Genomic DNA, 14,166 nt, shown 5'->3' on the forward strand with positions numbered 1-14,166 from the left:
ACAGGCGGCGAAGCCGGTATACTGCGCGCCTGTCTGTTTGGCGGCCCCGGCCGAAGGTTTGCTCCATGCGTAACGATGCACTCGATGAGCTGGAAGTCGTGCCCAGCCTGGCCAACGATGCGCGCGACCGCGTCGACTATGCCCATGCGGCGAAACCCGAAGCCCCGGCGCATGCCGCAGCCCCCGCCGGCAGCCGGCCGGCGGCCGCGCGTACCGCGCCATTGTGGGCGCTGCTCGGGGCCGTGCTGATTGCCTTTGCCGGGCTGGCCTGGTGGAGCTTCCAGCAGATTGCCCAGCTCAACCTGCAGCTGGTGGCAACCCAGGAAAGCTTCGCGCAGATCAGCGAGGAGGCCGCCGGGCGGATCAAGGCGATCACCGGCAAGGTGGTGGCGACCGAATCCAGCGTGACCAGCGAAAGTGAGTCGCTCAAGCTGCGTGTCAAGCAACTGGAGGGCAAGCTGGCCGAACTCGGCAAGCAGCAGCAGAACCTGCTCACCCAGCAGTCGACGCAACTGAAGCGCGGCGATGTCCTGGCGGCGGAGGTGAAAACCCAGCAGGCCGATCTCCAGCAGGCGGATGCGCGGCTGCAGACACTGGCCGCCGCCCAGCAGAAGCTGCAGTCAGCGCAGGCGGCGCTGGCCGCCATGGATGCCCAGCTCAAGGCCCAGGCCGGCGAGATCGCCGCGCTCAGGCAGCAGGGCAAGAGTGTTGCGCGTATCGAGCAGGATCTGCTGATCTTGCGCAGCGAGCTGGACAACCAGGCGGCCAAGGGCAACAGCACCGCCGAGTTCGACGCCTTCCGCGCGCAGATCACGCGCAACCTGAATACCCTGCAGGCGCAGATCCAGACCCTGCAACAGCAGAACGCCCCGCGTCCCTGAGCCATACCGGCCACTGTTGCCGAACTGGATGGCGGAGCCCGCTTGCTGGCAATTCGGTGCTCGAAGAGCATCGCCAGCAAGCGGGCTCCCACACAGAGTCGATCTATTTACGCGGCGGCGTTGCTGGCGGCTGGTGCCGGCGCCTCGCTCAGGCCGTACTGGCGCAGCAGCCGGTTGCGCTTGGCCGCCTCGAAGTGAATACGGCTGACATCGCCGTTGCAGGCGGCGATCACCCGCGGGTTCATCACGCGGAACCACAGCGGTGGAATATAGGCCAGCAGGAACATGCCGAAGTAGCCGTTGGGCAGCGTCGGCAGGTTGGGGAAATCGCGCAGCGACTGGTAGCGCCGGGTCGGATGGGCGTGGTGATCGGAGTGCCGCTGCAGGTGCAGGGTCGCCCAGTTGGAAAACAGGTGATTGCTGTTCCATGAATGGTGCGGCTGGCACTGTTCATAGCGGCCGTTGGCCAGCTTCTGCCGCAGCAATCCGTAATGCTCGACGTAGTTGGCCGAGGTCAGCTGGAAGGCCCCCCAGAACGCGGTGATCAGCAGGAACGGCAGCAACTGCAGGCCGAAGCTGGCGAGCAGCGCGCTGTACAGCAGCAGACTGATCAGCGCCGGTTGCAGTATCTCGTTTTGCAGACTCCAGACCGGCTTGCCGGCACGTTCCAGGCGCTCGCTTTCCAGGTCCCAGGCGCGGAAGAAGCCGCCGGGCATTTCGCGGAAGAGGAAACGCCAGATGCTTTCGCCCATGCGCGAGGATGCCGGATCGATCGGGGTCGCCACGTCGCGGTGATGGCCGCGGTTGTGCTCGATGAAGAAGTGCCCATAGCAGCCCAGCGCCAGGGTGATCTTCGCCAGCCAGCGTTCCAGCGCGGATTTCTTGTGGCCCAGTTCGTGTCCCAGATTCAGCCCGTAGCCGAGGGTGCCGCCGGCGCTCAAGACCACGGCCAATACACCGTACCAGGGCAGTGTCTGGGTGCCGACAAAGGCGGCGCTGACGATGAAGTTCAGCCACAGCAGGGGCACCAGCGCGTAGGTAATCAGACGGTAGTAGCGATCCGCTTCGAGTGCCGGCACCGCTTCTTCGGGAGGGTTGCTCAGGTCTTCGCCAAGCAGGTAGTCGAGCAGTGGCACCGCCAGATAGAAGAAGCCCGGCGCCAGCCACAACCAGAGCACTGCCGGTTCGACCAGCACGTACAGCGCCGGACCGGCCAGTGCCAGTGCCGGTGACAGCAGGGAAAACAGCCAGAGGTAGCGCTTGCGGTCACGGTAGGCAACGCCGCCGGTGGTGTGGCTTGCGGTCAATGTGCTCATGGGGCATCTCCTGATGCTCTGCTTGTCTGCAGAGTAGACCCCTGCCGCGCACGGAAGATCACCGTTGTGCCGGGCAATTTATCGTCATATTGTGACAGCCTGCTGTTCCTCCCGGAGTCACCATGCCGCGCGCTGCCGATTACCTGCAACCGACCCTGCATCCGGTCTACGCCCGCTTGCTGTGCATGGACCTGCGCAAGCGCGGCTTTAGCCAGGAGCAGATCCTGGCCGGCAGCCAGCTGGACTGGCAGACCCTGCACAGCGAGAACCGCCTGCTCAGCCTGGAGCAGATGGGCCGCCTGGTGCTGCAGGCGGAAACCCTCAGCGGCTGCCCATGGCTGGGGCTGGAGGTCGGTGCCATGACCCAGGTCGCGGCACATGGCCAGCTGGGCTATGCGGCGGTGGCCAGCCCGGACCTGCGCAGCCTGATCGGGGTCATCCAGCGCTTCAGCCCGCTGCGCCTGAGCGGCCTGCATCTGCAGGGTGGCGAGCGCGGCGAGCGCTTCGAATTGCTGGCGCTGGAACGCTTCGAAATGCAGCGCATCCGCGAATTCATCTACGGCAACCTGGCGACGATTTCCCTGCGCCTGCTGGAGACCGCCAGCGGCACCCTTGACCTGCAGCAGCTGCGCTTTGCCTTCCCCTTCGCCAGGCCGCAGTGGGCGGCGGAGTACCAGCGGTTGCTGGGGCCGAATGTCGAGTTTGATGCGCCGGTGTACCGCTTCAGCCTGCCGCTGGAGTGGCTCGACTGGCCCTGCCTGACCGCCGATGCCGAGCTGGCCCGCCTGGCGCTGCGCGATTGCGAATACCAGCTGCAGCACCTCGACCAGGCCAATGGCTGGAGCGGCCGGGTGCGCCAGCGCCTGCTGTCTGCGGAGGGGCGTTACCCGACACTCGACGAACTGGCCGAAGAGTTTCACCTGTCGACGCGCACCCTGATCCGCCGGCTGCGCGAGGAGGGCAGCCAGTATCAGGAGTTGCTCGACCAGGTCCGTCAGGAGCTGGCCTGCTGGCTGCTGGTGCATACCGAGCTGAGCGTGGAGGCGGTGGCCGAGCGGCTCGGCTACAGCGACACCAGCAACTTCAGCCGGACCTTCCGCCGCTGGCTGGGCATGCCGCCGAACCTGTTCCGCGCCAGCCGCAAGGCGCCGGCGCTGGCGTCGGGGCGGGCATGAATTATCTGGCCCATCTGCACCTGGGCGGCGCGCAGCCGGCGCAGCTGCTCGGCAGCCTGTACGGCGACTTCGTCAAGGGCTGGTTGAGCGGCCAGTGGCCGGCGGACATCGAGGCGGCCATCCGCCTGCACCGGCAGATCGATGCCTACACCGACAGCCACCCGCTGCTGGCGGCTTCCCGCGCGCGCTTTCCGCAGGCGCGGCGGCGCTATGCCGGGATCCTGCTCGACCTGTTCTTCGATCACTGCCTGGCGTGCCACTGGCAGGACTATGCCGACGAACCGCTGGCACACTTCAGCCGCCGGGTGTATCGGGTCCTGCTCGACGAGCCACAACTGCCCGGGCACCTGGCCCTGATTGCGCCGCGCATGGCCGCTCAGGACTGGCTCGGCAGCTATCGCGAGTTTGCCACCCTGGAACAGGTGCTGGCCGGCATGCAGCGCCGGCTGTCGCGCCCGGCCGGCCTGGATGGCGCACTGGTTGAGTTGGAGCAGTTGTACGAGCCGCTGCTGGCGGATTTCCGCGAGTTCTATCCGCAACTGCAGGAGTTTGCCGCGAGGCAGCGCCAACCGGCATGATGGGCAGACGCGTGGGACAAACCGCCGGGTGGGTTTCAGCCCAGCCTGCGGTACTGTGCATGTATATCTTTTTGGAGAACCGCGATGCCCTGGACCCGCTTGCTGGAAGACCAGCCACGTCTGTTTGTCGAGCCGCTGCAGGACTGGTTCGCCAGCCTGTTGCTGGCATGCCCGACGGCCGGGCCGTTCGAGCTGGCAGTGCTTGGCGGCTGCCGGGCGGCCACCCCGGGGCTGGCGTTTCTTGCCGGTTACCAGGGCGCGTTGCGCGTGCTCTGGCCATCGGCGCCGGCCAGCCTCGGTGCGCTCTGCGTGACCGAGAACAAGAGCACCCGCCCGGCGGACATGCGCACGCGGCTGGATGGCCTGCGGCTGAACGGGCGCAAGGATTTCGTCACCGCCGGGGATGCTGCCGACTGGTTGCTGGTGGCTGCCCGCGAAGAGCCCGCCGGTGAAGCGCCGCGCCTGGCGCTGGCGGTGCTGCGGGCCGGGGCACCGGGTATCGAGGTGGAAAACCTGCCGGCGCTGCCGCTGATGCTCGACATCGGCCATGCCCGCCTGCACCTGCGCGACGCCCAGTGCGAACGCCTGGCCGGTGATGGCTGGGACGCTTACGTGAAGCCGTTCCGCAGCATCGAGGACCTGCATGTGCTGGCGGCGCTGACTGCCTGGCATTACGGCCTGGGCCGCGAGTGTGGCTGGCCGCAGGCCTTGCAGCTGCGTCTGCTGGCCTTGCTTGCCGGCTGTGCCGAAGTGGCCCGGCAGGACCCGTCCGCGGCCGCCACCCACCTGCTGCTGGCCGGGCTGTTTGCCCAGCAGCAGACGCTCAAGCCCGAGCTGGAGGCCGCCTTTGCCGGTGGCCCGCCGCACTGGGCGCGGCTCTGGCAGCGCGACCAGCACCTGCTGACGGTGGCCGCGGCGGCGCGTGCCAAGCGTCTGCAGAAGGCGCTGGCAACACTCGGTATTGATGCAGGTCAGTAAGCCGCCCCGCACAAACCGCTTTACTGCGCCCGGTCTTTTTCCGGGAGCTTGCCATGCGTCGTGAACCGATAGTGCTGTTTGATAACGGCAGTCACCAATGCCTGATGTTCGACGACCTGGTCAGCGGTGACGGGATCCAGTCCAACCAGTTCCTGATCATCGACCACGACCAGCACCTGCTGCTCGATCCGGGCGGCGACCTGACCTACGCGCCGCTGTCGATGGAGCTGTCCAAGCACATCCCGCTGCAGGACCTGACCTACATCTTCGCCTCGCACCAGGACCCGGACATCATCGCCTCGCTGGACAAGTGGCTGCTGCACACGCGCGCCCGGGTGATCTGCTCCAAGCTGTGGGCGCGCTTCCTGCCGCACCTGACGGCCAGCTACCTGTCCAAGAGCATGGGCGTGAACACCTTCGACCGCGTCATTGCCCTGCCGGATCGCGGCCAGTCGATCACCCTGGGCAAGTCCGAGCTGAAGGCGGTGCCGGCGCACTTCCTGCATTCGGTCGGCAACTTCCAGCTGTATGACCCGGTGAGCAAGATCCTGTTCTCCGGCGACATGGGCGCCTCGCTGGTGGAGGATGCCTCGCCGGTCAGTGATTTTGCCCAGCACCTGCCGAGCATGGAAGGCTTTCACCGCCGCTACATGGCGAGCAACAAGGTCTGCCGGCTGTGGGCGCAGATGGTCAGCGGCATGGATGTGGCGATGATCGTGCCGCAACATGGGCGGCCTTTTGTCGGCCCGCAGATGATCAAGGCCTTCCTCGAGTGGATCGCCGGCCTGGAGTGCGGCATGGATTTGCTGACGCAGGACGACTACCAGCTGCCGCGCTGAGGCGCGGACGGCCAAGTCTGGCGGGTTACGGCCGCTGGCCTGAACCAGCCTGCGGCTGCTTCAGCAGCCAGATGCCCTGCGCGTCTTCGCGGCAGGGCAGGGCGCGCAGCGCCTGACCGGCACAGGGGCCGGCGACGCATTCACCACTGTCGATGAGGAACAGCGCGCCGTGGGTGGCGCACTGGATCAGGCTGCCGCTGTGGTCGAGAAAGCGGTCGGCTTGCCACTCCAGCGGCACCCCACGGTGCGGGCAGCGGTTTTCGTATAGATAGACCTGGCCGTGCTTGCGCACGGCAAGCAGGGACTGGTCGGCGAGCTTGAGGCCGAGGCTCTGGCCTTCGCCCAGTGCCGCGCCGGGACAAATAAACTGCATGGGTTCACCCTGTGGCTGCGGGGGGGATTATCCCGCCCGCAGCGGGCGCGCGATAGTCAGATTTCCCAGATCAGATTGGCTGCGGCATAGCGTCCCGGCTGGGTGAAGCGATCCAGACTGGCGCTGGTATCGGTCAGGCCTTGCACGTTACCCCATTGCCAGTACTGCTTGTCGGTCAGGTTGTAGAGCCCGGCATTCATCGATACCTGCTCGGTCAACTGCACCCAGCCGCTGAGATCCAGCGTGCCGTAACCGGGGGTGGCGAACTGCGTGCCGTTGGGGTTGTCGGCGTAGTCGATGCGCGTCTTGTTCTGCACCAGGGTCCAGTTCAACGCGCCGCCGAAGTCACCACTCGGGGCATCGTAGGCGACACCCAGCACGGCCTTCAGTGGATCGACACTGTTCAGTGGTGCGCCGCTTTCTTCATCCTTGCCGCGCGCATAGGCAATGCTGGCCACGGCCTTGCTGCCGCTCGGCAGGGCAAAGCGGTCAAGGAACAGTTCGCCCTTGGCTTCGGCGCCACGGATAGTTGCGCGGTCGACGTTCACCCACTGGTACTGACCGATGTAGTAACCCGGCGCGGCAGTCAGTTCCTGCTCGATAAAGTCATCGTACTGGTTGTAGAAAGCGGCCAGCTCATAGCTGCCGATCTGGTGCTGACCACGCACGCCAACTTCATAGCTGTTGCTGGTTTCCGGCTGCAGATCGGGGTTGCCGATCTGCTTGTAACCCAGCCCCGGGTTGTCGAACTCGCCGAACATGTACACCGGGCTGGGTGCGCGGAAGCCGGCGGCGTATTGGCCGAACAGGCTCTCCGTGCTGGTCAGCTGCCAGGTGGCACCAAGTTTGGGCGACAGGTGATGGTCGCTGGTGCTGGATGGATCGGTTTCCGGTGGATTACCGCGCAGGTATTCGTCAGTGGCGTCCGGGCTCAGTTCGTAGTGGTCGTAGCGCAAGCCAGGGATAAGGGTCAGGCGGCCATGTTCGATGCTGTCCTGAGCGAACAGGCCATAGGTATGGCTGGTCGGGTCCGGGAAGTCGCTGACCGGGTAATTCTCTGGCGGATTCACCGTGGCGCCGGTGTCCAGGCGTACTTCGTAGCCTTCACGCAGGTTGCTGCTGTCGATGCGCTTGGCGTCAAAGCCCCAGACCAGCAGGTGCTGGCTGTCGATGGCGGTGAATGCCTTGTCCAGCTGGGCATTCAGATCCCAGAGTTTTTCGTTGTAGTGCGAGTCGCGATAACGGTAACGCTCGACGCCAAACAGGGTTTCACGGATCTGCGCGGTCTGCTGACGGTTATCGCTGTCCTGATGGCTGAGTTGCCAGCGCAGGCTGTCGGCCCAGGCCGCATCCAGCTGCATCCGGTGTTCCAGGCTGAAGCGGTCGCGGTCGATATTGTCTTTGGCCTGTGAATCGAGAATCGCCGGGCTGACCATGGTGGCGGTAGTGTTCACGTTGCTCAGCAGATTGCTGTCGGCATCATCCTGATAGTGCTCATAGGTCAGTTGCAGGCGGCTGCCGGGGGCATAGTCCCAGCCCAGTTTGGTCAGCAGGTTATTGGTGGTGTAGTTGAGCGGGTTGGCTTCGCCGCGCTGCAGGCCGATCCCACCTCGATCACTGTAGGTCTCGGTGTCGTGTCCTTTGATCTGGCCGATATGCAGCAATCCATCAAGGTTGTCCTGCCGGCCGACCACGGTGCCGCTGGTCAGCCAGCTGTTATCGCTGCCGTCGTAGCCGGTTTTCAGGCGGGCGTAGGCATCATCGCCTTCATCCAGATAGTCAGCGGCATCCTTGGTCATGAAACTCACCGCACCACCGATGGCGTCGCTGCCATACAGCGAGGAGGCCGGACCGCGGATGATCTCGACCTGCTTGACGCTGTCGAGGTCGATGTAGTCGCGACGCACGTCCTGGAACGGGCTGAAGCTGTAACCCTGCGGCACGCTGACACCATCCACCTGGGTCAGTACGCGGTTGCCGTCGATGCCGCGGATGTTGAAACCGGACAAGCCGAAACGGCTGCCGGTGCCGCTGACGGACACGCCTGGCTGGTAGCGCACTAGGTCTTCAATGTTGTTCACGTTGCCCTGGTCGATCTGCCGTTCACTGATCACGGACACCACGTTGGGTACTTCACCCACGCTGGTTTCATTACGAGTCGCGGTGACAGTGACTGTATCGAACTGGGTCGGACGGGCGCTTTCATCTTCAGCGACAGGCTCGGCGGCCAGCGCCAGTGACGGTGAAAGCAACAGCAGGGCCAGCCATGGGCGGCGTGGGAAGGGTGGGTACATGCAAGGGCTCCTCGGAACGGCAGGGTTATTGGCCACCGCTGCACGCTTGAGGTTTGCGTGAAGCAAATCAGATCTGCGGGACTGGCGCGCTGCGTGAGGCTTGCCCGGTAAATCTGCCTGTCGGATGACGGTGGCTGGTTGATTTCGGGGCAGACCTTAATCGGCTTGACATCTAAATGCAAATCATTATCAAATGCGTTTACATTGTGTGGATTTGCTGCATATGCCCCTACTTCCGTTGTTTTTGATGTTGTCATTGCTGCTGCATGCGGCCGCGGGATTTTTCCTGCTGGGGCGTGATATGGCGGTTGCTACAGCTGCGCAACCTGCCCGCGCCGCGCAGCAGCTGGCTGTCGTGCAGGTGATGCTGGCGCCGGCACCTGTGCAGCCAGCGCTGGCGGTCAAACCAGTTGCGCCAGTCAGCCAGCCGCCACGTCCAGCAAAGCAGTTGCTGCAGCCCAAAGCAGAAAAAGCGCAAACAGCGGCCGTCAAGCCGCGGCCAAAACCAGTTGCTGCGGCCTCAGTTCCAGCAACTGCAGCGAAACCCGCGGCGTCGGCCACGCCACAAGTCGCGGCCAAGTCGCAGGTGCCGACCCCCACAAAAAACCACGAAGTCGCCGGGCAATCTGCTCCGGCAGAGGTCTTCAGCCGGCAGCCGGCCTTTCGCCTGCCGCCCCAGCAGCCGCGTTATCCGGCGCAAGCACGGCGGCGCAATCAGCAAGGTGTGGTGCTGCTGGAGGTGCGCCTGGATGAGCGGGGCGCTCAGCGTGACATCCAGCTGCTGCGTTCTTCCGGGTTCCCCAGTCTGGATAGCGCGGCGCTGGAGGCTGTCGCTGGCTGGCGCTTTCACCCGGAAACCATCAACGGCAAGGGCGTGCCCAGCCGTGTGCAAATACCCATCGAGTTCGCCCTGCTGGCGAGTCGCTAATCAAGGAGCAAAAAATGCAAACACAAACCCCGCTGACGCCAACCGCTACTCCCCTGTACCAGGCCTGGCAACAATTGCGCAGCCAGCAGTCAGGGCTGCGTGCTCGTGACGCCGCTGCGCGCTTGTCGGTCAGTGAGGCGGAATTGACCGCTTCGCGCATCGGTATCGATAGCGTGCGTCTGCGCCCGGAGTGGGCGGACTTGCTGCCAGCGCTGGAAGCACTGGGTTATGTGATGGCGCTGACGCGCAATGAGCATTGCGTGCATGAGCGCAAGGGCCACTACCGGGAAGTAAGCGTCATGCCCAATGGTCAGATGGGTATGGTGGTTTCTGCTGACATCGACCTGCGTCTGTTCATGGGTGGCTGGGACAGCGTATTTGCGGTCGAGGAAGAAACCGTGCGTGGCACCCAGCGCAGCATCCAGATTTTTGATCGTCAGGGTACGGCGGTGCACAAGGTGTTCCTCACCGCCAGTAGTCAGCTGGAAGCCTGGGCGCCGTTGGTCGAGCGCTTCCGTGCGGAAGAGCAAAACGCTGCGTTGGATCTGCAGCCGCTGCCGGCGGCCGAGCCAATCAAGGCCGACGAGCTGATTGAGGTTGGCGCGCTGCGTGAAGCCTGGTCGCAACTCAAGGACACCCACCATTTCTTTGCCTTGCTGCGCAAGTACGGTACGGCACGTACTCAGGCCTTGCGTCTGGCTGGCCGCGAGTGGGCCGAGCCGCTGGCGCCGGAGTTGTTGCCGCAATTGCTGGAACAGGCCGGTGCGGACGAGGTGCCGATCATGGTGTTCGTCGGTAATCAGCATTGCATCCAGATTCACAGTGGCCCGGTGCGCAACCTGCGCTGGCTGGATGCCTGGTTCAATGTCATGGACCCTGAATTCAACCTGCACCTGAAAACCACCTCGGTCGCTTCGTTGTGGCGGGTGCGCAAGCCCAGCAGCGATGGCATCGTCACCAGCTGGGAAGCCTTCGATGCCAATGGCGAAATGATCGTGCAGCTGTTTGGTGCGCGTAAGCCGGGTATCCCTGAGCGCGCTGACTGGCGTGAGCTGGCTGAATCCTTTGCGGCGCTGCCAGCATGAAGCAGGGATGGTTTGCGGCTGGCAGCCTGTTCGCCAGTGTGCTGCTGGGGCTGCCCGCGCACGCAGTTGAACCAGCGGAGCAGCGCTGGATTAGTGCCGGTGGTGCGCTGAGCGAATGGGTGGTCGAACTGGGCGGCGCCGACCGGCTGGTGGCGGTGGATACCACCAGCCGCCATCTGCCACAGCTGCAACAATTGCCGGTGATCGGTTACCAGCGCCAACTGGCGGCTGAGGGGATTCTTGCCCTCGCCCCGGATGTGCTGCTGGGCTCCGAGGAAATGGGGCCGCTGCCGGTGCTGGAGCAGCTACGCGCCGCCGGGGTGCAGGTCGAAATCATGCCGGCCAGCGCAGACATGGCGGTGTTGCAGAGTAACTTGCAGCGTTTGGGCGAATTGCTGGGCGAGCCGCAACGCGGTGCGCAAGCGGCGGCGGATTATGCTGGCCGTTTGCAGCAGCAACAGCGCAGGACTGCGCAAGCCGCGCAGCAGCAACCCGCTCCCGGTGTGCTGCTGTTGCTCGGGCACGCCGGCGCCAGTCCGCTGGCGGCCGGGCAGGCGAGTCTGGGCAACTGGCTGATCGCGCAGGCTGGCGGGCACAACCTGGCCAGGCATCAGGGCTACAAGGCACTGTCCGTGGAAGCGCTGGTGGCGCTCGATCCCGAGGTGCTGCTGATCGCGGATCGCAGCCTGCAGGGTGAGGCGGCACGGGTTGCGCTGTTGCAGCAGAACCCGGCGCTGGCCAGTACGCGCGCTGTGCGTGACGGTCGCGTGTTGCTGGTCGATCCGACCTTGCTTGTTGGCGGACTAGGGCCGCGACTGCCGGATCAGCTGGCAGTCCTGACAGCAGCCTTTTATCCTGCACTCCCGCCCGCCGTTGCTGAAGCGTCGAACCAACCATGAAACCTGTTGTTCATCCCCGCCTGCTGCTGATCGCATTGGGCCTGTTGTTGCTGCTGGCAATCTGGCTGTCGCTGGCACTCGGGCCGGTCAGCCTGCCGCTGGGCGAGACCCTGCGGGCTGGCCTGCGCCTGCTGGGTGTACCGCTGGACGGCGGCGGACTGGAACGTGCCGAGCTGATCCTCGGGCAGATCCGCCTGCCGCGCACCCTGCTCGGGCTGGCGGTCGGTGCGGTGCTGGCCCTGACCGGCGTGAGCATGCAGGGTTTGTTTCGCAATCCGCTGGCCGATCCCGGGCTGGTCGGTGTCTCCAGTGGCGCCGCCATGGGTGCGGCCTTCGCGATTGTGCTGGGCGCGGCCTGGGGCGGGATACCGGAAATGCTGGCGCCGTATCTGCTGTCGGCCAGTGCGTTTGCCGGCGGACTGCTGGTCACCAGTCTGGTGTTTCGCCTGGGTCGGCGGGAAGGGCAGACCAGCGTGGCGTATATGCTGCTGGCGGGAGTGGCGCTGACGGCTTTATCGGGCGCGGTGATCGGTTTGCTGACCTATCTGGCGGATGACGCCACGCTGCGCAGTCTGACCTTCTGGAATCTGGGTAGCCTGAATGGCGCCAGCTATGCGCGCTTGTGGCCGCTGCTGCTGGTGACCATTGCCGTGGCGCTGTGGTTGCCGCGTCGGGCGCGGGCACTGAATGCACTGCTGCTCGGCGAATCCGAAGCACGGCATCTGGGCTTTGATGTCGAACGGCTGAAACGCGAACTGGTGCTGTGTACCGCACTGGGTGTGGGCGCGGCGGTGGCGGCAGCCGGCATGATCGGTTTTATCGGACTGGTGGTGCCGCATCTGGTGCGTCTGCTGGTCGGCCCCGATCACCGTGTGCTCTTGCCGGCCTCGTTGCTGGCGGGTGCCAGCTTGCTGCTATTCAGCGATTTGCTGGCGCGCTTGCTGCTGGCGCCGGCAGAGCTGCCGATCGGTATTGTCACGGCACTGTTGGGCGCGCCGTTCTTCCTTTATCTGTTGATGCGGGGGCGTGGTTGATGTGCTGTCTGGACCTAACTGTAGGGTGGAAAACGGCCACAGGTCTTTTCCACCTGGGTGTTGACGGTGGCAAGCGCTGCGCGGTTTTCCGCCCTGCGGAGGCTTGCGATGTTGCGCGCTGAAAGTCTGTCGGTAACCCGTGGCAGCAGTCTGGTGCTTTCCGGCATTGATCTGGCGTTGCAGCCCGGCGAGGTGCTCGGTGTGCTCGGGCCTAACGGTGCCGGCAAGAGCAGCCTGCTCGCTGCACTGTGTGGCGAGCTGCTGCCCAGCGCCGGCGTGGTCAGTCTGGACGGGCGCCCGCTGGCGCAGTGGGATGGCCAATTGCGTGCGCAGCGTCTGGCCGTGTTGCCACAGAGTTCGACGCTGAATTTTGCCTTCAGTGTCGAAGCTGTGGTGGGCATGGGCCGACTGCCGCATGCCAGCGGGGCGCATCTGGACAGCGAAATCGTCGCGGCGGCGCTGCGCGCGGCAGATGCCGGACACCTGAGCGGACGTAACTATCTGGAACTATCAGGTGGTGAGCGGCAGCGGGTGCATCTGGCGCGCGTACTGGCGCAACTGTGGCCGGGGCAGGGCGGACAGGTGCTGCTGCTGGATGAGCCGACCTCGATGCTTGATCCGCTGCACCAGCACATCACTCTGCGGGCGGTGCGGGCAATCGCCGCTTCGGGTTGTGCGGTGCTGGTGGTGTTGCACGATCTCAATCTGGCCGCGCGTTACTGTGATCGCCTGCTGCTGCTGGCAGATGGGCAGGCACAGGCACTGGGCAGTCCACATGCAGTCCTGCAGGCGGATCTGCTGGAAGCGGTGTTCGGTCTGCAGGTTCTGGTTCACACCCATCCTGAGCTGGGTCATCCGCTGATCATTGCTCGCTGAGGTCATTCCTATGCGCATTCTTTTACTGGCGCTGGCCGGTTTGCTGGCTGCTTGCCAGTCCCAGACGCCCGAACTGCCGCTGCTGCCGGCCTGGCAGGCGCCCGAAGCGCGCGAGCATGCCGATCTGGGCGTTATTCTCGATCTGCGCAGCGGCCAGCGCCTGACCCCGCTGCAACTGGTCGAGCAATTGGCTGCTGCGCCACGGCTACTGGTCGGCGAGCAGCACGACAACCCGGATCATCACGCCCTGCAACTCTGGTTGCTGCGCGCGCTGGCTGCGCAGCGCCCACAGGGCAGCCTGCTGCTGGAAATGCTTAACCCGAACCAGCAGGCGGCGGTAGACCAGGTGCATGCGGATTATGCGAATGGCCAGCCTCCGGCCGATCTGTATCAGGCGCTGGCCTGGCAGGCGAACTGGGACTGGGGACTGTACGGGGCGATCGTCGCTTATGCGCTGCAGCAGCCCTGGCCATTGCAGTCAGCCAACCTGGATCGCAGCGAAATAATGACCATCTACGCTGCGCCACCGCCGTTGGCGGGTAGGGCTTCGACCGCACCGGCGGTACGCGCGGCGCTGCTGGAACAGATCCGCCAGTCGCACTGCGGCCTGCTGCCGGAAAGCCAGTTGCCGGCGATGCTGGCTGTCCAGCAGCAACGCGACCGGCGCATGGCCGAGCAGCTGCACGATGCCCCCCAGCCGGCGCTGCTGCTGGCCGGGGCGTTTCATGTACGGCGCGATCTCGGGGTGCCGCTGCACCTGCAGGACCTGGGCAGTGCCGACGGTGCACAGGTGCTGCTGCTGGCCGAGGCCGGCCAGCCGGTCACCGCTGCCGAGGCCGATTTCGTCTGGTTCACCGCCGCGCAGCCGGAGCAGGATCACTGCGCGAAGTTGCGCCGCTGAAATGAAAAA

The 14,166-nt window shown here is 65.0% G+C and carries 14 protein-coding genes; 11 read left to right on the forward strand and 3 right to left on the reverse strand.

From position 1 onward, the window contains the following. Positions 1–65 precede the first annotated feature (65 nt). Complete coding sequence (locus ISX93_RS10035; protein ID WP_195778583.1) at positions 66–881, forward strand: ATPase; 816 nt, start codon at positions 66–68, stop codon at positions 879–881. A gap of 107 nt (positions 882–988) precedes the next feature. On the opposite strand, the gene ISX93_RS10040 is transcribed toward ISX93_RS10035, so the two are convergent. Next, positions 989–2,197, reverse strand: coding sequence for an alkane 1-monooxygenase (locus tag ISX93_RS10040; protein WP_195778584.1), 1,209 nt, complete (start codon positions 2,195–2,197; stop codon positions 989–991). Between the two features lie 122 nt (positions 2,198–2,319). On the opposite strand from ISX93_RS10040, the gene ISX93_RS10045 reads away from it, so the two are divergent. The 4 genes from ISX93_RS10045 (at position 2,320) to ISX93_RS10060 (ending at position 5,767) form a co-directional block, all read left to right on the forward strand. Further along, entirely contained in the window at positions 2,320–3,372 is a 1,053-nt protein-coding gene (locus ISX93_RS10045) for an AraC family transcriptional regulator (protein ID WP_195778585.1), read from the forward strand. After that, positions 3,369–3,950 carry an acyl carrier protein phosphodiesterase gene (locus ISX93_RS10050; RefSeq protein ID WP_195778586.1) on the forward strand — a complete coding sequence of 194 codons (582 nt, stop codon included), beginning with the start codon at positions 3,369–3,371 and terminating at the stop codon, positions 3,948–3,950. The genes ISX93_RS10045 and ISX93_RS10050 overlap by 4 nt, the downstream gene beginning before the upstream one ends. A gap of 84 nt (positions 3,951–4,034) precedes the next feature. Continuing rightward, complete coding sequence (locus ISX93_RS10055) at positions 4,035–4,928, forward strand: acyl-CoA dehydrogenase family protein (protein WP_195778587.1); 894 nt, start codon at positions 4,035–4,037, stop codon at positions 4,926–4,928. Between the two features lie 53 nt (positions 4,929–4,981). After that, the gene (locus tag ISX93_RS10060; protein WP_195778588.1) at positions 4,982–5,767 is read left to right on the forward strand and encodes an MBL fold metallo-hydrolase; all 786 of its coding nucleotides are present in this window, start codon (positions 4,982–4,984) and stop codon (positions 5,765–5,767) included. Positions 5,768–5,792: 25 nt separating this feature from the next. Here ISX93_RS10060 and ISX93_RS10065 read toward each other — a convergent pair whose 3' ends face one another. Together ISX93_RS10065 and ISX93_RS10070 are read right to left on the reverse strand one after the other, a co-directional pair. Next, positions 5,793–6,140, reverse strand: coding sequence for a Rieske (2Fe-2S) protein (locus ISX93_RS10065; protein ID WP_195778589.1), 348 nt, complete (start codon positions 6,138–6,140; stop codon positions 5,793–5,795). A gap of 56 nt (positions 6,141–6,196) precedes the next feature. Beyond that, positions 6,197–8,434 (reverse strand): TonB-dependent hemoglobin/transferrin/lactoferrin family receptor, encoded by a 2,238-nt coding sequence (locus tag ISX93_RS10070; protein WP_195778590.1) that lies wholly within the window; start codon positions 8,432–8,434, stop codon positions 6,197–6,199. Between the two features lie 586 nt (positions 8,435–9,020). On the opposite strand from ISX93_RS10070, the gene ISX93_RS17300 reads away from it, so the two are divergent. From ISX93_RS17300 to ISX93_RS10100, 6 genes are all read left to right on the forward strand, one after another. Next, the gene (locus ISX93_RS17300) at positions 9,021–9,362 is read left to right on the forward strand and encodes an energy transducer TonB (protein WP_195778591.1); all 342 of its coding nucleotides are present in this window, start codon (positions 9,021–9,023) and stop codon (positions 9,360–9,362) included. Positions 9,363–9,376: 14 nt separating this feature from the next. Continuing rightward, entirely contained in the window at positions 9,377–10,447 is a 1,071-nt protein-coding gene (locus tag ISX93_RS10080; RefSeq protein WP_195778592.1) for a hemin-degrading factor, read from the forward strand. Then, the gene (locus tag ISX93_RS10085; protein WP_195778593.1) at positions 10,444–11,346 is read left to right on the forward strand and encodes a heme/hemin ABC transporter substrate-binding protein; all 903 of its coding nucleotides are present in this window, start codon (positions 10,444–10,446) and stop codon (positions 11,344–11,346) included. The genes ISX93_RS10080 and ISX93_RS10085 overlap by 4 nt, the downstream gene beginning before the upstream one ends. A 50-nt stretch (positions 11,347–11,396) precedes the next feature. Continuing rightward, positions 11,397–12,380 (forward strand): FecCD family ABC transporter permease, encoded by a 984-nt coding sequence (locus ISX93_RS10090; RefSeq protein ID WP_195778627.1) that lies wholly within the window; start codon positions 11,397–11,399, stop codon positions 12,378–12,380. Positions 12,381–12,488: 108 nt separating this feature from the next. Then, positions 12,489–13,256: a heme ABC transporter ATP-binding protein gene (locus ISX93_RS10095; protein WP_195778594.1), complete on the forward strand. Its 768-nt coding sequence runs from the start codon at positions 12,489–12,491 to the stop codon at positions 13,254–13,256. A 10-nt stretch (positions 13,257–13,266) separates the two neighbouring features. After that, positions 13,267–14,157 (forward strand): ChaN family lipoprotein, encoded by an 891-nt coding sequence (locus ISX93_RS10100; RefSeq protein ID WP_195778595.1) that lies wholly within the window; start codon positions 13,267–13,269, stop codon positions 14,155–14,157. Positions 14,158–14,166 lie beyond the last annotated feature (9 nt).

It is taken from the genome of Pseudomonas sp. N040, assembly GCF_015637705.1.
Taxonomy (GTDB): Bacteria; Pseudomonadota; Gammaproteobacteria; order Pseudomonadales; family Pseudomonadaceae; genus Aquipseudomonas.